A 20,380-nucleotide genomic window follows, 5' to 3' on the forward strand; every position below is an offset into this window, starting at 1 on the left:
CGGGGTGGTAAGACTGCCCGTCTGACAGAAACAAGCGAAAGCAGATTTCATGGCCTATGAGACGATCATCGTCGAAGTAGAAGACCACGTCGCCGAAATTACCCTGAACCGCCCCGATGCCCTTAACGCGCTGAACGATCAGCTGCTGGATGAGCTGGTGGATGCGCTTCGGGAGGCGCAGGCAAATGACAAGGTACGCTGCATCATCCTGACCGGCTCGGACAAGGCATTCGCCGCCGGGGCGGACGTCAAGATGATGGCGGACAAGAGCTTTGTCGAAATGTTCTCGGAGGATTTTTTTGGCGCGCAGCATGATGCGATCACCCGCATCCGCAAGCCGATCATTGCCGCCGTTTCAGGCTATGCGCTGGGCGGTGGCTGCGAGTTGGCCATGATGTGTGATTTCATCATCGCCAGCGATACCGCCAAGTTCGGCCAGCCCGAGATCAACCTGGGGATCATGGCAGGGCTTGGCGGCTCACAGCGTCTGACCCGCTTCATCGGCAAATCCAAGGCGATGGACATGAACCTGACGGGCCGTTTCATGGATGCCGAAGAGGCCGAGCGCGCGGGGCTGGTCAGCCGCGTCGTGCCGGTGAAAAAGCTGAAGGAAGAGGCGCGTTCCGCCGCCGGCAAGATCGCCGAGAAATCCATGATGTCCGTGATGGCCGTCAAGGAGGCCGTGAACCGCAGCTACGAGACGACGCTGCAGGAAGGCCTTTTGTTCGAGCGGCGCGTGTTCCATTCTCTCTTCGCAACCGAGGATCAGGCCGAAGGCATGGCCGCCTTCAAGGAAAAGCGGTCCGCGCAGTTCCGCGACAAATAGGCGGGGTCGGCCTCAGCAATTCGGCGCTGGGGCCAGTCACACAGACCCGCGCGGTGGGCGTGTCGCCGCGCGGAGTATCGAAGAGCGCCAGAAGTTCTCGGCGCGTTTCCAGCGCATCATGGCTGGCGGCCAGATAGCTTTCACTCATCAGACCGTCGCCGCAGATTATCTCGTGACGCTCGAATGCCAGATGGTAGTAGCTGACTTCCCCGGCGTTGTGATCGACCGTGACCGTGACATCGTTGACAAGTTTCTTGGCAGCGACCAGCACCTCATCCTCACCGAAGAAGAGAGCCGCGCGCCAGTCGCCAACCATCACACGGTGCTGTGGCGACAGCGCGGTGTCCCGGTAGGGTGTGCCGCGCCCGAAGGCGTCTTTGGCGATTCGGATCGGACGAAACTCGGGGCGGCGGGCCAGCACGGCGGCGGGCAGCCAGACGCGCCGTACCCATGTGATCGGCTGCGGGCCGTGATCGGCGGTGATCACCAGATCGCCTGCGGCGAGATCCTCGATCGGGGTGGGGCCATGTGGCGTATCGATCAGCGTGCTGCCGGTGAAACAGGGCGGTGTCGCCAGCGCCGAATAGGCATAGCTGGGCCCTTCGCCCGTGCCGATCACAGTAAGTGGAATGCCGATCGGGGGGAAGCCGCCGACACCGCCGACGAAGGCCAGCCCCTCGACCGTGGCGTAAGAGGTCACGCCCGGCTCATTGATGTTGAAGCCGAGCACCGTGTATTCATTGCCGTCGGGGTCCCGCAGCGTCAGCTCGTACTCGGCCTCGACGCGCGCGCCATTGGCAAAGGACGTGCCATTGAGTGTCTGCGCTCCGCTCAGGCTCTGGGAGGTGTCGCTATCGTCAAAGCTGGTATCGCCCGTGCTGTCAAAAACGTCGATTGAGTCCCAAGCGTTTGAATTCAGCGTAATGGTCCGCCCGGCCAAGTGCGTCCCATCGCCTTGGGTGATGCCCGACAACTGTCCGCCCCCCGAGACCGAGATTTGCGAGGCAGCGAGGGTGTAGATCGTGTTGACCGGCATCAAGGCATCCAATTTGTTAAGCAATTTAACGAATAGCGCGCAAATCGGGCGTGATTACGAAGATGCCGTGGCAGGGACGGAAATAACGATGGTTGCATTCGGGCGGCCTTCGCCTTATTAGACCCCGCTATACATGCGCGCGATGCCCGCTCAGGCAAGAATCACCTTCGGCCCGGTCGGAGACTTGGGTTTGGTACCGTCCGCATTAAAATTCGATACCGAACCAGATCAAGGACAAGATTCTCATGGCAAATACGCCTCAGTCAAAAAAACGCGCACGTCAGAATGAAACACGCTTGGCCGTCAACAAGGCCCGTCGCTCGCGCATCCGCACTTACCTGCGCAAGGTCGAAGAAGCGATTGCATCGGGTGACAAATCTGCCGCCGAGGCAGCCCTGCGCGCGGCCCAGCCCGAGTTGATGCGCGGCGTCACCAAAGGCGTGTTCCACAAGAATACGGCGTCGCGCAAGATGTCGCGCCTGTCCAGCCGCGTTAACGCCATTAGCTAAGTTAACAACCTGTTTTTAATTCATAAAAAGCGCCCCGGATGGGGCGCTTTTTGCGTTTCTGTGGCATTTTTTGAGGCGCGCAGATTCTTTTCACGCAAAATCAGAGTCAAGGCATAAGATAGGTTGCCGCAGCGCGCAGCACCTTGCTAACTTGAGCCTGCGATTCACGCTTGGGGGGACAGGCTGATTCCGGTGGCGGGCCTTTGGGGGGCTGTAGCCACGGGAAAATATTTTCGGGGCAACCCGGCATGTCCAAATAAAGCATACCGGCGTCAGTCGCGGTTTGGCGGATCAAATCCACCTCGTCGCGTCTGGCACGTCGTGTCATCGTTCGTCTGTTACTGGACGGATGCATCTGCCGGACCCTCGTCCGGCGGGATGGCCGTGGTTTGTTTTCAAGTGGCGTATCGCGCTCGTTCGTGCAGGGGTCCGGGGCGACCTTTGCGCGGGAACTGAAACGATAAAAGCCGCGGAAGCAGGAACGCATGACAAAAGATCAATGGGGTCAACTCAAGCAGGACCTTTTGAAGACGATCGGCAAGAGCAACTACAAGAGTTGGATCGAACCGCTGGAACTGTCCCATGTCGATGAGGGCGTGGCGACCTTTGCCGTTCCGACCAGCTTTGTCGGCAACTATGTGTCTCAGAAATATGGCGATCAGATCCTGTACCACGCCAAGAGCATCTCGCCCGAGATCCGCCGCGTGCATTTCCGTGTGCCCGCCAATCAGGCCAGCCGCCCCGCTGCTGCGCCGCGCGCCTCTGCGCAGCCCGCAAAAGACTCTCGCGACACCGCGTCCCAGCAAGGTAGTAGCGTGGCCGCAGCCCCACTGGATAAGCGTTTTACCTTTGACACCTTCGTCGTCGGGAAGCCGAACGAACTGGCCCATGCAGCCGCCAAGCGCGTCGCCAGCGGCGGGCCGGTCACGTTCAACCCTCTCTTCCTTTATGGCGGCGTTGGCCTCGGCAAGACGCACCTGATGCACGCCATCGCCTGGGAGCTGTCGCAGCGCCAGCCCGAACTGAATGTCGTCTACCTTTCGGCAGAGCAGTTCATGTACCGCTTCGTCTCGGCCCTGCGTGAGCGCAAGATGATGGATTTCAAGAGCATGTTCCGCTCGGTCGACGTGCTGATGGTCGATGACGTGCAGTTCATCGCCGGCAAGGACAGCACGCAGGAGGAATTCTTTCACACCTTCAACGCGCTGGTCGATGGCGGCAAGCAGATCATCATCTCGGCCGATCGCGCACCCGGCGAGATCGAGAACCTCGAAGAGCGGATCAAGTCGCGCCTGCAATGCGGCCTCGTCGTCGATCTGCATCCCACCAATTACGAGCTGCGCCTGGGCATTCTGCAGTCCAAGGTCGAGTATTACCGCACGCAGTATCCCGGCCTCGTTCTGGCCGATGGCGTGCTGGAATTCCTTGCGATGCGCATCACCAAGAATGTCCGCGTTCTGGAGGGGGCGCTGACCCGACTTTTTGCCTTCGCCTCGCTGGTCGGGCACGAGATCACGATGGAGCTGACGCAGGATTGCCTCGCGGACGTCCTGCGTAGCAGCGAGCGCCAAGTCACTATCGAAGAAATCCAGCGCCAGGTGTCGGACCATTACAACATCCGCCTCAGCGATCTGATCGGGCCCAAGCGCGTGCGCGTCTTTGCCCGCCCGCGCCAAGTGGCGATGTATCTGGCCAAGCACATGACCTCGCGCAGCCTGCCGGAAATCGGGCGCCGCTTTGGCGGGCGCGACCATACGACGGTCATGCATGGCGTACGCCGCATCGACGAGCTGCGAAATGCAGACGCCCAGATCGCCGAGGATATCGACCTGCTGCGCCGCGCGCTGGAGGCGTGAGGCGCGGGCAGGGCTTGACCGCTTGGGAATTCCCGATCAGAAACCCAATAAACAACTTGCGCCGCAAGGCGGTTTCGGTACCGTGCCAGTCCCGGCACGGCGCCGGCACGTTTAAGGGAGAATGGGCATGAAGCTCAGCATTGAACGCGGAACCTTGCTCAAGGCGGTCAGTCAGGCGCAGTCAGTCGTCGAGCGTCGCAATACGATCCCGATCCTCGCGAACGTGCTGATCGAGGCCGAGGGCGATACGGTGAATTTTCGTGCCACTGACCTCGATATCGAGGTCAGCGACAAGGCGCACGCGCAGGTCGAGCGGCCCGGCGCGACAACTGTTTCGGCGGTGACGCTGCATGAAATCGTGCGCAAGCTGCCCGACGGCGCGCTGGTCACGCTGGCCGATGACGGTACTTCGGGTCGCCTGACGGTCGAGGCGGGTCGATCCAATTTCAACCTTGCGACGCTGCCCAAGGAAGATTTCCCGGTCATGGCTTCCTCGGAATACGCCAGCAACTTCTCGGCGAAGGCGCCGGTGCTGCGTCGCCTGTTCGACAAGTCGAAATTCGCCATTTCGACCGAGGAGACGCGGTATTACCTGAACGGCGTCTACATGCATGTGGCGACCGGCGAGGACGGCAAGGTCCTGCGCTGCGTGGCGACCGATGGCCACCGTCTGGCGCGCATAGACGCCGAGTTGCCCCAGGGCGCCGAAGAAATGCCGGGTGTGATCGTGCCCCGCAAGACCGTGGGCGAGCTGCGCAAGCTCTTGGACGATGACGACATGATGATCGCCGTGTCGGTCAGCGAGACCAAGATCCGCTTTGCCACGCCCAGCATCACGCTGACCTCCAAGGTCATCGACGGCACCTTCCCCGACTACACCCGTGTCATTCCGCAGGGCAACACGCGCAAGATGGAAGTGGACGCCGCCGAATTCGCCAAGGCCGTCGACCGTGTCGCGACCGTCAGCAGCGAGCGCAGCCGCGCCGTGAAACTGGCGCTGGACGAGGACCGTCTGATCCTAAGCGTCAACGCGCCCGATAGCGGCGCCGCCGAGGAAGAGCTGGCCGTGGCCTATGGCGACGAGCGGCTCGAGATCGGATTCAATGCGAAATATCTGCTGGAGATCGCCAGCCAGGTGGATCGCGAGAATGCCGTGTTTCTCTTTAATTCTGCGGGCGATCCCACGCTGATGCGCGAGGGGAATGATCAGAGCGCGGTCTATGTCGTCATGCCGATGCGCGTGTGACGACGCGCAAATTTGAGTATTTCTAGCAAAATGAAAGTAAAGGGATGACGGAGCTTTATCTGTCATCCCTTCGCCTTTCGCATTTCCGCTCGCATAAATCAGCAAAGCTGTCGCTCGATGCACGGCCAGTCGCGATCCATGGACCGAACGGGGCCGGCAAGACCAATCTGATCGAGGCGGTGTCGCTCTTTTCGCCGGGGCGGGGCATGCGGCGGGCAGCGGCGCAGGACATGATGCGGCGTCCCGAGGCGCTGGGTTGGAAGGTGTCGGGCTTGCTGCATTCGCTGGACCGGGTTCACGAGGTCGATATCTGGGCCGAGGAGGGCAGCGCGCGCCAATTGCGGATCGACGACAAGGCGGCGCCGCAACTGGCCTTGGGCCGGCTGGCGCGGGTGCTGTGGCTGGTGCCGTCGATGGACCGGCTCTGGATCGAAGGGGCCGAAGGGCGTCGGCGCTTTTTGGACCGCGTGACGATGAGTTTCCTGCCGTCGCATGCCGAGGCCGTCCTCGACTTTGATAAGGCGATGCGCGAGCGCAACCGCCTGCTGAAGGATCAGGTGCGTGACGCGCATTGGTATTTGGCGCTGGAAGCGCAGATGGCGACGCGGGGCGCCGAGATCGACGCGGGCCGGCGCGCGGCGCTGGAGGAGCTGCACGCCGCGCAGGCCGAGGCCGAGACGGCCTTTCCGGTGGCCGAGCTCGAGCTGACAGCGACGGATGGCGAGATGCCCGGCAGCGCCGAGGATTACCGCGCCGCATTGGCCGAAAGCCGGTTTCGCGATCTGATGGCCGGGCGCACGTTGGTGGGGCCGCATAGGGCGGACCTCCACGGCGTTTATGCGGCCAAGGGCGTGCCAGCCCGCGATTGCAGCACTGGCGAGCAGAAGGCGCTGCTGGTATCGCTGATTCTGGCGAATGCGCGGGCGCTGGCCAAATCGTTCGGCGCGCCGCCGATCCTGCTGCTGGACGAGGTGGCCGCGCATCTGGATGCAGGGCGGCGTGCCGCGCTTTATGACGAAATCTGCGCGCTGGGCGCACAGGCCTGGATGACCGGGACAGGGCCGGAGCTGTTCACCGAACTCGGGAACCGGGCGCAGCATATCGAGGTCACGGAAACGGATGGAATTTCGCAGGTCGCGGCACTGTGAACATCGCAGCGACGCCGGGCGGAAATCAGCGTATAGCTGCGTGACAACCCCCGCTGAAACCCCTATAAAACAACAAAATTACTAGGGAAATTCCGGATGTCCGAGGCTGTGGCTGCGCCAGAAGAATATGGCGCCGATTCTATCAAGGTTCTCAAGGGTTTGGACGCGGTTCGCAAGCGTCCGGGCATGTATATCGGGGATACCGATGATGGCTCGGGCCTGCACCACATGGTCTACGAGGTCGTCGATAACGGCATCGACGAGGCGCTGGCAGGCCATGCGGACCGCGTGACGGTGACGATCCATGGCGACAGCTCGGTATCAGTCAGCGATAACGGGCGCGGTATCCCCGTGGCGATCCACGAGGAAGAGGGCGTGAGCGCGGCCGAGGTCATCATGACCCAGCTGCACGCTGGCGGAAAATTCGATCAGAACTCCTACAAGGTATCGGGCGGCCTGCACGGCGTCGGCGTGTCCGTGGTCAACGCGCTCAGCGATTGGCTGGAGTTGCGTGTGTGGCGCAACGGCAAGGAGCATATCGCACGCTTCGAACGGGGCGATACGGTCAAACATCTGGAGGTCGTCGGCCCCGCGAATGGCCGTAAGGGCACCGAGGTGCGGTTCCTTGCCTCGACCACGACATTCTCCAACCTCGCCTATAGTTTCGACACGCTGGAGAAGCGCTTGCGCGAGCTGGCGTTCCTCAATTCCGGGGTGCGCATCCTCCTGCGCGACGAGCGCCCCGAGGAGCCGCGCGAGAGCGAGCTCTTTTACGAGGGCGGCGTGCGCGAATTCGTCAAATATCTCGACCGGCACAAAACGGCGATGCTGCCCGATCCGATCTTCATCACCGGCGAGAAGGACGATATCGGCGTCGAAGTCGCGATGTGGTGGAATGACAGCTATCACGAGACGGTGCTGCCCTTTACCAACAATATCCCTCAGCGCGATGGCGGCACGCATATGGCGGGCTTTCGCGGTGCGCTGACGCGGACCATCAACAATTACGCGCAATCGAGCGGTATCGCCAAGAAGGAGAAGGTCAACTTCACTGGCGACGATGCGCGCGAGGGGCTGACCTGCGTGCTTAGCGTCAAGGTGCCGGATCCGAAATTTTCCAGCCAGACCAAGGACAAGCTGGTCTCGTCCGAAGTGCGCCCGGCGGTCGAAAACCTCGTGTCCGAAAAGCTGGCCGAGTGGTTCGAGGAAAATCCGAACGAGGCCAAGATCATCACCTCCAAGATCGTCGAGGCCGCACTGGCCCGCGAGGCGGCGCGCAAGGCGCGCGAGCTGACGCGGCGCAAATCGGCGATGGATGTGAATTACCTTGCCGGCAAGCTCAAGGATTGCTCGGAAAAGGACCCGACCAAGACCGAGGTTTTCCTTGTCGAGGGGGATTCGGCTGGTGGCAGCGCCCAGACAGGGCGCGATCGGAGCACTCAGGCGATCCTGCCGCTCAAGGGCAAGATCCTCAACGTCGAGCGCGCGCGGTTCGACCGGATGCTGGGCAGTCAGGAGATTGGCAACCTTGTCATGGCGCTGGGCACCGGAATCGGTCGCGACGAATTCAACATCGACAAGCTGCGCTACCACAAGATCGTCATCATGACCGACGCCGACGTGGATGGCGCGCATATTCGCACGCTCTTGTTGACGTTCTTCTATCGCCAGATGCCGGAACTTATTGAAAACGGTCATCTTTATATCGCGCAGCCGCCTCTTTACAAGGTGACGCGCGGCAAGTCCGAGGTCTATCTCAAGGACGAGGCCGCGATGGAGAACTACCTGATCGATCAGGGTGTCGACGGTGTGACCCTGCGGCAGGGCAATGGCGAGGATATCGCGGGTCAGGATCTGGCACGCGTCGTCGATAATGCCCGCCAACTGCGCCGCGTTCTGGAGGCTTTTCCAACGCACTACCCGCGCCACATCCTGGAGCAGGCGGCGATTGCGGGTGCCTTTGCCCCCGGCGCGATCGAGGGCGATCTGCAGGGCGTGGCCGACAAGGTGGCCGAGCGTCTGAATCTGATCGCGCTGGAATACGAGCGTGGCTGGCAGGGCCGGATCACGCAGGATCACGGTATCCGCCTTGCGCGTATCCTGCGCGGTGTCGAAGAGGTGCGCACGCTGGACGGTCCTGTTCTACGGGGCGGCGAGGCCAAGCGCACGGGCAGCTTTACCGAGCACCTGCAGGACGTCTACAATTTGCCTGCAACGCTGATGCGCAAGGACAAGACCGAGATGATCTACGGTCCGATGGACCTTCTGAATGCCATTCTCAAAGAGGGCGAAAAGGGCCTGTCGCTGCAGCGCTACAAGGGTCTGGGCGAGATGAACCCCGATCAGCTGTGGGAGACGACACTGGATCCCGAGGCACGCACGCTTTTGCGGGTAGAAGTGGATGACGTCGCCGAAGCCGACGATCTTTTCACCAAGCTCATGGGCGACGTAGTCGAGCCGCGGCGCGAATTTATTCAGCAAAACGCGCTAAGCGTGGAAAATCTGGACTTCTGATAAATTCCAATAGGTTGCAACGCAGCCGCGTCGCTCCGTCACGGCTGGTTCCGATAGGGCAGAACCTCTGCGGCGAGTCGCGCGGCGCATATTCGGCTGGGATAACTGCGTGATTTGTGGTTTGTAGCCTCTTTGACGGGCATAAAGACACAGAAATGACCGATAGACGGCCACATGCATCTCTGACATGCGCTCAATTTGGCGGGCGCGGCTAGGGCATGGCAATCCTCACCTTTCTGCTGAACCTCGCCGGGGCGACGATGCTGCTGCTCTTCGCGGTGCGTATGGTGCGTACCGGGATCGAGCGCAGTTTCGGTGCGCAATTCCAGCGCTGGCTGACCGAGAGCGGCAGCCTGATCGGCTCGGGCGCGACGGGTGTGATGCTGGCGCTGATCCTGCAAAGCTCGGCGGCGGTCGCGCTGTTGACTTCGGGCTTTGCTGCGGCGGGGTACTTGGCCTTTCCCGCCGGTCTGGCGGTGGTGCTGGGTGGCGACCTTGGCTCGGCGCTGATCATTCAGGTGCTGTCGTTCCGGCTGGATTGGCTGGTGCCGCTGCTGCTTACTGTCGGAGGCTGGCTTTTCATCAAGACCGAGGGACGCAAGTGGCGGCAGGCAGGGCGCATCCTGATGGGCATTGCCTTCATTCTCATAGCGCTCCAGCTCTTGCGCGAGACGGTTGAGCCGATCAAGGACAGCGCGTTTTTGCCCGCCATTGCCGATTACCTCGACCGGGATTTCATCACGGCCTTCATCGTGGGGGCAGTTTTGGCCTTTGTGATGCATTCCAGCGTTGCGGCGATCCTGATGTGCGTGACGCTCGTGCATATAGGGGCAATCCCTTTCGCCGCTGGCCTGTCGTTGGTGCTGGGCGCGAACCTCGGCAGTGCGGGCATCCCGGTCTACCTGACGCGAGGGATGAGCGCCGAGGGCCGCCGCATCCCGCTGGCCAACATGGCGTTGCGCGGCAGTTGGGCACTGACCGCGCTGCTGGTGATCAACCTTGGCCTTGATCCGGCGCTCTTGATGATCGTCTCGCCCGAGCAATCGCTGATCTACGCGCATATCGCGTTCAACCTGTCGCTTCTGATCATAGCGCTACCGCTCTGCCGGCCCCTCGTGCGGCCCATGACGGCGATGCTGCCGAATGCAGCGCAGGGCGCACCGGACCAGCATGACGAGATCAGCGTTCTGGACCCCGATGTGCTGGATATGCCCCAAATGGCCATCGCCAGCCTCAAGCGCGAGCTTTTGCGCATGATGGGCCTGGTCGAGCGGATGTATCTGCCGATCCAGTCTCTCTACGAGGATGGCGACCGGGCCCGCATGCGCGCGATCAAGGTGAAGGACGCCACCGTAAATGCCGCGCTGTTGGGCATTCGCCGCTATGTCGCGAACATCCCGATGGATAAATACACCAAGGACGAGGCCAAGACCGTGCGCAGCCTGATGGAATATGCCATCCGGCTGGAGGCGGCGGGCGATCTGGTGGCCGGCCAGTTTCTGACGATCATCGCTGAGAAGCGTGACGAGCGCGTGGAATTATCCAGCGAGGGTTGGTCCGAGCTGGTGCATATGTTCGAGGCGGTGCGCGCCAATTTCAAGCTGGCCAGCAACGTCCTGATCTCGGACGATCTGGAGAGCGCGCGCCTTCTGGTGCTGGAGAAAGGCGAGATCAAGCAGGAAGAGCGGCGCAGTCGCAAGCGCCATCTTCAGCGCCTGTCAGAAGGGCGCACCGACAGTTTTGCATCGAGTGATGTGCATCTGGAAACGCTGCGCGCCTTGCGTGACATGCACGGCCATATCTCGTCGGTGGCCTATCCGATCCTCTATCGCAACGGCCAATTGCTTGAGACGCGCCTGATCCGGAACATGGAAGAAGATCAGGACGCGTGATGCGCATCGCGTGCGCCGAGGTGTGCGGTTGGGGTGCATCCCACCGCTCGGATGCATAAGGTCAGCCTATGAAGTGATAGGTTAATTAGACTATTCATGTGCAGCAATCTGTCACAGTCTTGTTTCACAGCGGTCCTAAGAAGGCCGTGCAGATATATGCGAGCACTTGGCTCGCCCAATACAGTGGAGAAGACAATGAATTTCAAACTGACATGCGCATTGCCCGCGCTGACCGCAGCCCTGTTGGCCAGCGCCGCCGCTGCCGAGACGGAATTGACCGTCTATACCGCCGTCGAGGCCGAGGATCTGGCCCGCTACGCCGAAAAGTTCAACGAGGTTCATCCTGATATCACCATCAACTGGGTGCGCGATTCCACCGGCGTCATCACCGCCAAACTTCTGGCCGAGCGTGACAATCCGCAGGCCGACGTGATCTGGGGCCTCGCGGCCACGTCGCTTTTGCTGCTCAAGTCCGAAGGCATGCTGGAGCCTTACGCGCCCGAAGGCGTGGACAAGCTGAACCCGAAATTCGTCGATAAGGACACGCCCCCGGCATGGGTCGGCATGGATGCCTGGGTCGCATCGGTCTGCTTCAACACGGTCGAGGGAGAAAAGCTGGGCCTCGAGATGCCGACCTCTTGGAAGGACCTGACGGATGCTCAATACGAGGGCCACGTCATCATGCCGAACCCGAACTCCTCGGGCACCGGCTTCCTTGACGTGTCCAGCTGGCTGCAGATTTTCGGCGAGGAAGAGGCCTGGGCCTATATGGATGGCCTGCACAACAACATCGCGCGCTACACCCATTCGGGATCGGCGCCGTGCAAGCTGGCCGCGTCCGGCGAGATCCCGATCGGCATTTCCTTTGCGTTCCGCGGTGCCAAGTCCAAGGGCGACGGCGCGCCCATCGAGATCATCGTGCCGAGCGAGGGCGTCGGCTGGGACATGGAAGCGACCGCGATCGTCGCCGGCACCGATTCGCCGGAAGCGGCGCAAAAGCTGGTTGATTTCACGATCACTGAGGACGCGATGCGTATGTATAACGTCGGCTACGCCGTCGTCGCCATAGACGGTATCGCGCAGCCGGTCGAGTATTTCCCCGAAGGTCTGACCGACGCGATGATTGATAATGACTTCGAGTTCGCTGCGAACAATCGGGCACGTATCCTGGAAGAATGGCAAAAGCGATACGACGGCAAATCCGAGCCAAAGTAAAGCATCCTTCCGACAAGGGGCGGTGCCTGGCGCTGCCCCTAATTTTCGGTGATCCCATCGATACCACTCTCACCGCAAGGACGCGCGCATTGACCGAGGCGACCGCAGCCAACTCTTACCTAAAGATCGACAACCTATGGAAATCATTCGGCGATTTCCTTGCGCTCAGCGACGTATCACTTGAGATAGACGAGGGCGAGTTCGTGTGTTTCCTGGGCCCTTCAGGCTGCGGCAAGACCACGCTGCTCCGCGCCATCGCGGGGCTTGATCTGCAAACGCGCGGAGAGGTGCACCAAGGCGGGCGCGATGTGTCGAACCTGCCGCCGTCCGAGCGCGACTTTGGCATTGTCTTCCAGTCCTACGCCCTGTTCCCGAACCTCACGATCGAGCGTAACATCGCATTCGGCCTTGAAAATACAGGCCGCAAGAAACCCGAGATCGACGCCCGCGTGAGCGAGCTTCTGGATCTTGTCGGTCTGGAGGAACAGCGTAAGAAGTATCCCGCCCAGCTCTCGGGCGGTCAACAGCAGCGCATCGCGCTTGCCCGTGCCATTGCCACCAACCCTGGCCTTCTGCTGCTGGACGAGCCTTTGTCGGCGCTTGACGCCAAGGTGCGCGTCCATCTGCGCCACGAGATCAAGGAACTGCAGCGCAAGCTGGGCGTGACGACCGTCATGGTGACCCACGATCAGGAGGAGGCGCTGTCGATGGCGGACCGGATCGTCGTCATCAACCACGGCCGGGTCGAACAGATCGGTACCCCGACGCAGGTTTATCGCCATCCAAGCACGCTCTTCGTCGCAGGCTTTATCGGTGACATGAACCATTTCGACGCCATCTCTGACGGGCCGGGCCGTGTGCGCTGCGGCGATGCCGTGATCAAAACCGCGCCGCACAGTTTTGCGCCTGGCGAGGCCGTGATCGTCGCCATCCGCCCCGAGGACGTGATCCCCCACGGCGCCGAGGCGGACGCCTCGGGCGAAGTGGAAACGCAGGCCAATACGCTGGATGTCGACGTGACCGAAATGGAATTCCTCGGCTCCTATTGGCGCTGCCGCCTGACCTGCAGCAGCTTCGGTGAGGGCGAACTCTATGCCAATTTCTCCATGAATGCCGTGCGCCGGCTGGAGCTGGGCGAGGGCCGCAACATGATGGTGGAACTGCCCAAGAGCCGCGTCATGGTCTTTGCTGCGAACGAGGGCTAGGGCATGAACGCAACCCGCGCCCAGATGCCCGCAGGCCCCGCGATCCGCGGCAAGCTCAGCCATGATGACATCCTGATGCGCGCCGGCATGATCGTGATCGCGCTCTACCTGATCGTTACGCTGGTGATGCCGCTCTACGTGATGTTCTCGAAATCTCTGTCGACCTATCGCTTTGATTTGTCGGCCTATGAATTTCAGGTCAGCGACGAGGACGGCACGTTCGACGGCACCGTCCTGACCGGCGCGGAGCTGAATGAGGCCAGCGGAGCCTACACTCCGGATGATCTGAATACCAATTCCGACGGCCGCCTTGGCGTCACGGCGTTCTTTCCTGATTTCAGCTTTCGCAGCCCGGTCGAATACCGCATCCGCAACAGCAGCGACGCTGGACGATACCTCGTCGGCTCCACACTCTATACCGGAACGGACTGGCAGCAGCTGGACAGCAACACGTTCCGGCGCGTGTCGCTGCGCCCCGTGCAATCGCGCGGGATCAGCAACTTTACTGAATATTTCTCAACCCCCGCCTTGTCCAATTCGATCAAGAATTCGCTCTGGATTGCGGCGGTCAGCACGGTCATCACGGTCGGGCTTGCCTTCTGGTTCGCCTATGCGCTGAACCGCAGCTGCATGCGGTTCAAGGGCCTCTTTCGCCTGATCGCGATGATGCCCATCCTCGTCCCGTCGCTCTTGCCGGGGATCGCGCTGGTCTATCTCTTTGGCAATCAGGGCATGCTCAAGGAGCTGCTTTTTGGCGCGTCGATCTATGGGCCGATCGGCATCATCATCGGATCGGTTTTCTTCACCTTTCCGCATGCGTTCATCATCATCTCGACCGCGCTCGCCATTTCGGACGCACGTTTGTATGAGGCCGCCACATCGCTGCGTGCCAGCCCGTGGCGTACATTCTGGACGGTAACGATCCCCGGCGCGCGTTACGGCCTGATCTCGGCGGCCTTTGTGGTCTTCAACCTCGTCATTACCGATTTCGGCCTGCCCAAGGTGATCGGTGGGCAGTTCAACGTGCTGGCGGTCGACATCTACAAGCAGGTCATCGGCCAGCAGAATTTCGAGATGGGTGCGGTCGTCTCGGTCGTGCTCGTGATCCCGGCAATCCTGGCCTTCGCGATCGACCGGATGGTGCAGGCGCGGCAGGTATCGTCGCTCTCGGCCCGTTCCGTCCCGTTCCAGCCCAAGCCCGATGCGAAAATGGACCGTCTGTTCCTGATCTATTGCAGCCTCGTCGGGATCTTCATCGTGGGCATCCTCGCGGTCTGCCAATTCGCCGCGCTGGTCAGGTTCTGGCCCTATGACCTCAGCCTCAGTCTGAGGAATTTCCAGTTCAACCGCATGGATGGCGGCGGCTGGGAGGCGTATTACAATTCGATCCAGCTAGGCCTTCTGACCGCCGTGATCGGCACCGCTGTCATCTTCTTTGGCGCCTATCTGGTGGAGAAATCCAAGGGGTTCAAAACCGGGCGCGCGATCTTTCAGGGCTTTGCCATGCTGCCCATGGCGATCCCGGGGATGGTGCTGGGACTTGCCTATATCTTTTTCTTCAACAACCCCGAGAACCCGCTGAACGTGATCTACGGCACGATGATCATCCTCGTCGTGTCGACCGTGACGCATTTCTACACCGTCTCGCACCTGACCGCCGTCACCGCGCTCAAGCAGATGGATGGCGAATTCGAAGCCGTTTCGGCCTCGCTCAAACAGCCGACGATGAAGCTCTTTGCACGGGTCACCGTGCCCGTCTGCCTGCCGGCGATCCTCGATATCTCGATCTACCTCTTTGTCAACGCGATGACGACGGTGTCGGCGGTGGTGTTCCTCTATTCGACCGACACGGCGCTCGCGTCCATCGCGGTGCTGAACATGGATGATGCGGGTGATATCGCCCCGGCGGCGGCGATGGGGATGATGATCTTCTACACCAATGCCACCGCGCGCATCCTGCACCTGATCGCATCGCGCGGCATTCTGGGGCGCACGCAGGCCTGGCGCACCCGCTAGGAGGCAGGGCGCGCGAACTCCATGAAGGCGCGGATCACCCGCACCTCGCGGCGTTGGCCCAGATGCACGATGGTTTCGCGCATGCGGATATCGACGCCGTTCAGCGGGATCTGCACCAGCCGCGTGTCATGTCCGAACTCGGCCAGCGAGACAAAGCCGATGCCCGCGCCCGACGCGACGATCTCGCGCACCGCCTCGCGCCCCTCGGCGACGATGGCGGGCGACATGGCCAGCCCCTGCTTCGCCGCCTCCTCTTCAAGGCTTGCGCGCGTTTTCGAGCCTGCCTCGCGCAGAATCAGCGGATGTTGCGCCGCCTCCGCCAGAGTCATTCCCGCGGCAGGATCGTCGAGCAGCCCTTTGGCGGCGAAGGCAATGATGGGCGTCTCATTCAGGTCCAGCATCTCCATGTCCGGCCCCGAGGGCGCATCTCCGATGACGCCGATCTCGGCATTGTAGCTGCGCAATTCGGCCAGGATCTCCTCAGTATTGCCGCTGCGCAGCGATACGGTCACGCCGGGATAGCGCTGCCTGAAACGACCCAGCAGGTCGATCACGTGATGCGCGCTATCGGCCACGATGCGCAACTCACCCTCGGCGGCGGCGCGGGTTTCCGTCATGTAATCTGCGATGCGCTGCTCGACCTCGAAAAGCTGCTTGGTCAGCAGGAACAGATGCTCGCCCGCCTCCGTCAGGCGCACGCGTTTGCGCTCGCGGTGGAAAAGCAGGACGTCATGCGTCTGCTCCAGCTTGCGCACCTGCTCAGAAATGGCGGGCTGGGTCAGAAACAGCGCCTCGGCGGCGCGGGAAAAACCGCCCATCGCGGCCACGTAGTGAAACGCTCGCAACTGGCTGTGGCGCATGGGGCGGTCCTTTTTCCCAGCATAGGTTCGGCCTATGCATTAATTGATTATTGCAATTTTACATATGGGTGCCCATCCGGCAATCGTGGATTTGATATCGCCATTCCGGAGCCTCGCGCTATGACCGCCCCTCTCGATCCTCCCCATCTGGGCGAGCCCTACCTGCTGACCCCCGGCCCGCTGACCACCTCGCGCGCCGTCAAGGAGGCGATGCTGCGCGACTGGGGCAGCTGGGACGATGATTTTCGCGCCATGACCCGCGACATGCGCAGCCGCCTTTTGGCAATGCTGGGCAAGGGCGCCGAAGAGTTCGACTGCGTGCCTATGCAGGGCAGCGGCACTTTCGCGGTCGAGGCGATGCTGGCCTCCTTCATCCCGCGGGACGGCAAGGCGCTGGTTCTGGCCAATGGCGCCTATGGCAAACGCTCGGCGCAGACGCTGGAATATCTGGGGCGCGATTTCACCTTGCTGGACAAGGGCGACTACCTGCCGCCGCGCGGCGATGAGGTGGCGCAGATCCTGGCGGATGATCCCGCCATCACCCATGTCGTCGCCATCCATTGCGAGACATCGAGCGGCATCCTGAACCCGATCGAGGAAATCTCGAAAGCTGTCTACGCTGCGGGCCGCAAGCTCTTGATAGACTCGATGTCAGCATTCGGCGCGATCGAGCTCAGGCCATCCGAGATCCAGTATGAGGCGCTCGTCTCCTCCGCCAACAAATGCATCGAGGGCGTGCCCGGCTTCGGTTTCGTGATCGCGCACAAGGCCGAGATCGAGGCGGCCAAGGGCCGGTCCCATTCGCTCAGCCTCGATATCCATGCGCAATGGGCGCATATGGAAAAGACCGGGCAGTGGCGCTTTACACCGCCGACGCATGTGGTCGCCGCGTTTCTGGTAGCGCTGCGTGCGCATGAGGCAGAGGGCGGCATAAAGGGGCGCGGCGCGCGTTACACTCGCAACCGCGATGTGATGGTCGAGGGGATGCGCGGCCTCGGGTTCGAGACGCTGCTCAAGGACCGCTGGCTGTCGCCGATCATTGTCACATTCTTTTGCCCTGAGGATGAAAACTTCGTCTTTGACCGCTTCTATGCGCTGATGAAGGAAAAGGGATTCATCATCTATCCCGGCAAGCTGACGGTCGTGGACAGTTTCCGCGTCGGCTGTATCGGTCAGATGGACGAGCATGTGATGCGCCGGGTGGTGGATGCCGCCGCCGCATCGCTGGAAGAAATGGGCGTCGCTGACGCCCGCCCGCCGGCCATCGCGCTGGAAGAACGCGCCAAGCTGGCCGCCTGAAGTCAAGGAATACACATGCACATTACGAAATCCGTCACCGCCAATGACCGCACCTATCCCGCGCCCAAGACCTGCGCCATCGCCATCTGCCTCGACGGGTGCGAGCCGGAATATCTGGACAAGGCCATCGCAGATGGCCTGATGCCAAACCTCGCGCGCATGAAAGAGACGGGCACCGACAGGTTGGCGCATTCGGTGATCCCGTCCTTCACCAACCCCAACAATCTCAGCATCGCCACGGGTCGCCCGCCATCGGTCCATGGGATCTGCGGCAACTTCCTCTATGAGCCGGAAACGGGCGAGGAGGTGATGATGAACGACGTGCGTTTCTTGCGCGCGCCGACGGTGTTTTCGAAATTCTACGAGGCGGGTGCCCGCGTCGCCATCGTCACCGCCAAGGACAAGCTGCGCGCGCTCTTGGGCGCTGGCCTCAAGTTCGACGAGGACCGCGCGCTGTGCTTTTCGGCCGAGAAGTCGGACACTTCCACCAAGGCCGAGCATGGGCAGGACAATGCCGCCGCGTGGCTGGGCATGGAGCGCCCCGAGGTCTACTCGGCCGAGCTGTCGGAGTTCGTCTTTGCCGCCGGGGTCAAGCTCTTGCGCGAGTGGAAGCCGGACGTGATGTATCTGACCACCACCGACTGGGTGCAGCACAAGTATTCACCGGATCAGGCCGAGGCCAAGGCGTTCTACGAGATGTTCGACGGCTATCTGGGCCAGCTCGACGATATGGGCGCCGCCATTGTCGTCACCGCCGATCACGGGATGAAACCCAAGCATGACGCGAATGGCGATCCGCAGGTGATCTATGTGCAGGACCTGATGGACGAGTGGCTGGGCGAGGCCGCGGCGCGCGTGATTCTGCCCATAACCGACCCCTATGTCGTTCACCACGGCGCGCTGGGCGGCTTTGCCACCGCCTACCTGCCCGAGGGCGCGGATCGCGCCGACATTATCGCGCGGCTGCAAAAGCATGACGAACTGCTGGAGGTCATCAGCCGCGAGGATGCCGTCGCTCGCTATGACCTGCCCGCCGACCGCATCGGCGACATCGTCATGATTTCGACCGAGAACATGACGATCGGCACGTCCGAGCATCGCCACGATCTGGCCGCCTTGAACGAGCCGCTGCGCAGCCATGGCGGCCTGACCGAGCAGGAAGTGCCTTTCATCGTCAACCGCAAGATCGACCTGAGCACAGCACCCGAACTGCGCAATTTCGACGCGTTCTTCGTGGCCACCACGGCAGCGGCGCAGTGATGGACAAGGCGGATCAGCGCCATGAGGGGATGCGCATCGGCGGCGAGATCGTCTTTGCGGATGATATCATCGAGGTGCGCTACCCATATACCGACGAGGTCGTTGGCTCTGTGCCGGCAGGCAAGGCCGAACATGCGCGCCGCGCATTCCAGATCGCGGCGGACTACACGCCGAGCCTGACACGATACGAGCGCAGCGAAATCCTCAAGCGTGCAGGCGAGCTGATTGGCGAGCGGCGAGAGTATCTGGCGAAATGGCTGGTGCTGGAACTGGGCATTTGCCACCAGCACGCGATCTACGAGACGAAACGCGCGCAGGATGTCTATCAATTCGCCGCCGCGCAGGCGCTGGTGGATGATGGGGAAATTTTCTCCTGCGATCTCACGCATAACGGGAAGGCGCGCAAGATCTACACAATGCGCGAGCCGGTGCGCGCGATCTCCGCGATCACGCCCTTCAACCATCCGCTGAACATGGTCAGCCACAAGATCGCGCCGTCGATTGCCACGAACAATTGCATGGTGTGCAAGCCGACCGAGCTGACGCCGCTGACCGCCATCGCGCTGGCCGAAATCCTCTATGAGGCCGGTCTGCCGCCCGAGATGTTCCAGATCGTCACCGGCTGGCCGCAGGATATCGGCGACGAGATGATCGTGAACGAGCATATCGACATCATCACCTTCACCGGCGGCGTGCCGGTGGGCAAGATGATCGCGTCGAAGGCGGGTTACAAGCGCCAGGCGCTGGAGCTGGGCGGGAACGATCCGCTGATCGTATGCAATGACCTTCCGGATGCCGATCTGGACAAGGCCGCGGTCATCGCCGTTGCAGGTGCGACTGGCAATTCCGGCCAGCGCTGCACCGCGATCAAGCGGATCCTGGTGCAGGAAAGCGTTGCGGATCGTTTCGTGCCACTGGTGCTGGAGAAGGCCAAGAAGATCAAGTTCGGCGACCCGATGAACCCCGAAACCGAGCTGGGCTGCGTGATCCACGCACGCGCCGCCGAGATTTTTGAGAACCGCGTGATCGAGGCGGGCGAGCAGGGGGCGAAAATTCTCTACCATCCAGAGCGGCGCGGCGCGCTGCTACCGCCCATAGTGGTCGATCATGTGCCGCATGACAGCGAATTGGTGATGGACGAAACCTTTGGTCCCGTCATCCCTATCGTGCGTGTGCCGGATGACGATGCCGAGGTGATGAAGATCTCGAACGGCACGCCTTTCGGCCTCAGCTCGGGCGTCTGCACCAACGATCTGACCCGGGCGATTGGGTATATCAACGGGCTGAACGTGGGCACCTGCAACATCTGGGAGCAGCCGGGCTACCGCATCGAGATGTCGCCCTTTGGCGGGATCAAGGACAGCGGCAACGGCGTCAAGGAAGGTGTCATCGAGGCGATGAAGTTCTTTACCAACGTGAAGACCTATTCGCTGCCCTGGCCGGGGTGACCAGGATTTTTCGCTGAAAAATCTTCGCCTTCGGCGTGAGTATTTTCACC

General features: G+C 61.6%; 15 protein-coding genes. 13 read left to right on the plus strand and 2 right to left on the minus strand.

Annotated elements, in window-relative coordinates:
• The first annotated feature begins 49 nt into the window (after positions 1-49).
• Complete coding sequence (locus tag ACEWPM_RS10155; protein WP_393962117.1) at positions 50-826, plus strand: enoyl-CoA hydratase; 777 nt, start codon at positions 50-52, stop codon at positions 824-826.
• Here ACEWPM_RS10155 and ACEWPM_RS10160 read toward each other — a convergent pair.
• Positions 789-1,862 carry a Hint domain-containing protein gene (locus ACEWPM_RS10160; RefSeq protein ID WP_393962116.1) on the minus strand — a complete coding sequence of 358 codons (1,074 nt, stop codon included), beginning with the start codon at positions 1,860-1,862 and terminating at the stop codon, positions 789-791. The genes ACEWPM_RS10155 and ACEWPM_RS10160 overlap by 38 nt on opposite strands.
• 245 nt (positions 1,863-2,107) lie before the next feature.
• On the opposite strand from ACEWPM_RS10160, the gene rpsT reads away from it, so the two are divergent.
• The 9 genes from rpsT to ACEWPM_RS10205 all read left to right on the plus strand — a co-directional run bounded on the left by rpsT (position 2,108) and on the right by ACEWPM_RS10205 (position 15,463).
• Positions 2,108-2,371: a 30S ribosomal protein S20 gene (gene rpsT, locus ACEWPM_RS10165; protein ID WP_393929311.1), complete on the plus strand. Its 264-nt coding sequence runs from the start codon at positions 2,108-2,110 to the stop codon at positions 2,369-2,371.
• A gap of 485 nt (positions 2,372-2,856) precedes the next feature.
• Positions 2,857-4,227, plus strand: a complete 1,371-nt coding sequence (gene dnaA, locus ACEWPM_RS10170) for a chromosomal replication initiator protein DnaA (protein WP_393962115.1) — start codon at positions 2,857-2,859, stop codon at positions 4,225-4,227.
• 127 nt (positions 4,228-4,354) lie between these two features.
• Positions 4,355-5,473, plus strand: a complete 1,119-nt coding sequence (dnaN, locus tag ACEWPM_RS10175; RefSeq protein ID WP_393962114.1) for a DNA polymerase III subunit beta — start codon at positions 4,355-4,357, stop codon at positions 5,471-5,473.
• 44 nt (positions 5,474-5,517) lie between these two features.
• Positions 5,518-6,621 carry a DNA replication/repair protein RecF gene (recF, locus tag ACEWPM_RS10180; RefSeq protein WP_393962113.1) on the plus strand — a complete coding sequence of 368 codons (1,104 nt, stop codon included), beginning with the start codon at positions 5,518-5,520 and terminating at the stop codon, positions 6,619-6,621.
• 96 nt (positions 6,622-6,717) lie between these two features.
• Positions 6,718-9,135, plus strand: coding sequence for a DNA topoisomerase (ATP-hydrolyzing) subunit B (gene gyrB, locus ACEWPM_RS10185; RefSeq protein ID WP_393962112.1), 2,418 nt, complete (start codon positions 6,718-6,720; stop codon positions 9,133-9,135).
• 218 nt (positions 9,136-9,353) lie between these two features.
• On the plus strand, positions 9,354-11,027 hold the full coding sequence (locus ACEWPM_RS10190; RefSeq protein WP_393962111.1) for a Na/Pi cotransporter family protein: 1,674 nt from the start codon (positions 9,354-9,356) through the stop codon (positions 11,025-11,027).
• Positions 11,028-11,222: 195 nt separating this feature from the next.
• The gene (locus ACEWPM_RS10195) at positions 11,223-12,242 is read left to right on the plus strand and encodes a putative 2-aminoethylphosphonate ABC transporter substrate-binding protein (protein WP_393962110.1); all 1,020 of its coding nucleotides are present in this window, start codon (positions 11,223-11,225) and stop codon (positions 12,240-12,242) included.
• 89 nt (positions 12,243-12,331) lie between these two features.
• Entirely contained in the window at positions 12,332-13,447 is a 1,116-nt protein-coding gene (locus ACEWPM_RS10200; RefSeq protein ID WP_393962109.1) for a putative 2-aminoethylphosphonate ABC transporter ATP-binding protein, read from the plus strand.
• Between the two features lie 3 nt (positions 13,448-13,450).
• Positions 13,451-15,463 (plus strand): putative 2-aminoethylphosphonate ABC transporter permease subunit, encoded by a 2,013-nt coding sequence (locus ACEWPM_RS10205; protein ID WP_393962108.1) that lies wholly within the window; start codon positions 13,451-13,453, stop codon positions 15,461-15,463.
• On the opposite strand, the gene ACEWPM_RS10210 is transcribed toward ACEWPM_RS10205, so the two are convergent.
• Entirely contained in the window at positions 15,460-16,323 is an 864-nt protein-coding gene (locus ACEWPM_RS10210; RefSeq protein ID WP_393962107.1) for a LysR substrate-binding domain-containing protein, read from the minus strand. The two genes, ACEWPM_RS10205 and ACEWPM_RS10210, sit on opposite strands and share 4 nt — an antisense overlap.
• 120 nt (positions 16,324-16,443) lie before the next feature.
• Here ACEWPM_RS10210 and ACEWPM_RS10215 point away from each other — a divergent pair, with 120 nt between their 5' ends.
• Genes ACEWPM_RS10215 through phnY form a run of 3 tightly spaced genes read left to right on the plus strand, consistent with a single transcriptional unit; the run spans position 16,444 to position 20,330 of the window.
• A complete protein-coding gene (locus tag ACEWPM_RS10215) occupies positions 16,444-17,622 on the plus strand; it encodes a 2-aminoethylphosphonate--pyruvate transaminase (RefSeq protein WP_393962106.1) in 1,179 nt (392 codons plus the stop codon).
• Positions 17,623-17,637: 15 nt separating this feature from the next.
• Entirely contained in the window at positions 17,638-18,882 is a 1,245-nt protein-coding gene (gene phnA / locus ACEWPM_RS10220) for a phosphonoacetate hydrolase (RefSeq protein ID WP_393962105.1), read from the plus strand.
• Complete coding sequence (gene phnY, locus ACEWPM_RS10225; protein WP_393962104.1) at positions 18,882-20,330, plus strand: phosphonoacetaldehyde dehydrogenase; 1,449 nt, start codon at positions 18,882-18,884, stop codon at positions 20,328-20,330. Before phnA ends, phnY begins: the two co-directional genes overlap by 1 nt.
• The last annotated feature ends 50 nt before the right edge of the window (positions 20,331-20,380 follow it).

The sequence above is a fragment of the Roseovarius maritimus genome (genome assembly GCF_043355895.2).
GTDB lineage: Bacteria > Pseudomonadota > Alphaproteobacteria > Rhodobacterales > Rhodobacteraceae > Roseovarius > Roseovarius maritimus.

Bases quoted from the DNA above. Each gene is read 5' to 3' on its own strand.
- ACEWPM_RS10155 (WP_393962117.1), top strand. From the start codon at position 50: ATGGCCTATGAGACGATCATCGTCGAAGTAGAAGACCACGTCGCCGAA.
- rpsT (WP_393929311.1), top strand. From the start codon at position 2,108: ATGGCAAATACGCCTCAGTCAAAAAAACGCGCACGTCAGAATGAAACA.
- dnaN (WP_393962114.1), top strand. From the start codon at position 4,355: ATGAAGCTCAGCATTGAACGCGGAACCTTGCTCAAGGCGGTCAGTCAG.
- ACEWPM_RS10160 (WP_393962116.1), bottom strand. From the start codon at position 1,862: ATGCCGGTCAACACGATCTACACCCTCGCTGCCTCGCAAATCTCGGTC.
- ACEWPM_RS10195 (WP_393962110.1), top strand. From the start codon at position 11,223: ATGAATTTCAAACTGACATGCGCATTGCCCGCGCTGACCGCAGCCCTG.
- gyrB (WP_393962112.1), top strand. From the start codon at position 6,718: ATGTCCGAGGCTGTGGCTGCGCCAGAAGAATATGGCGCCGATTCTATC.
- phnA (WP_393962105.1), top strand. From the start codon at position 17,638: ATGCACATTACGAAATCCGTCACCGCCAATGACCGCACCTATCCCGCG.
- recF (WP_393962113.1), top strand. From the start codon at position 5,518: ATGACGGAGCTTTATCTGTCATCCCTTCGCCTTTCGCATTTCCGCTCG.
- ACEWPM_RS10205 (WP_393962108.1), top strand. From the start codon at position 13,451: ATGAACGCAACCCGCGCCCAGATGCCCGCAGGCCCCGCGATCCGCGGC.
- phnY (WP_393962104.1), top strand. From the start codon at position 18,882: ATGGACAAGGCGGATCAGCGCCATGAGGGGATGCGCATCGGCGGCGAG.
- ACEWPM_RS10210 (WP_393962107.1), bottom strand. From the start codon at position 16,323: ATGCGCCACAGCCAGTTGCGAGCGTTTCACTACGTGGCCGCGATGGGC.
- ACEWPM_RS10215 (WP_393962106.1), top strand. From the start codon at position 16,444: ATGACCGCCCCTCTCGATCCTCCCCATCTGGGCGAGCCCTACCTGCTG.
- ACEWPM_RS10190 (WP_393962111.1), top strand. From the start codon at position 9,354: ATGGCAATCCTCACCTTTCTGCTGAACCTCGCCGGGGCGACGATGCTG.
- dnaA (WP_393962115.1), top strand. From the start codon at position 2,857: ATGACAAAAGATCAATGGGGTCAACTCAAGCAGGACCTTTTGAAGACG.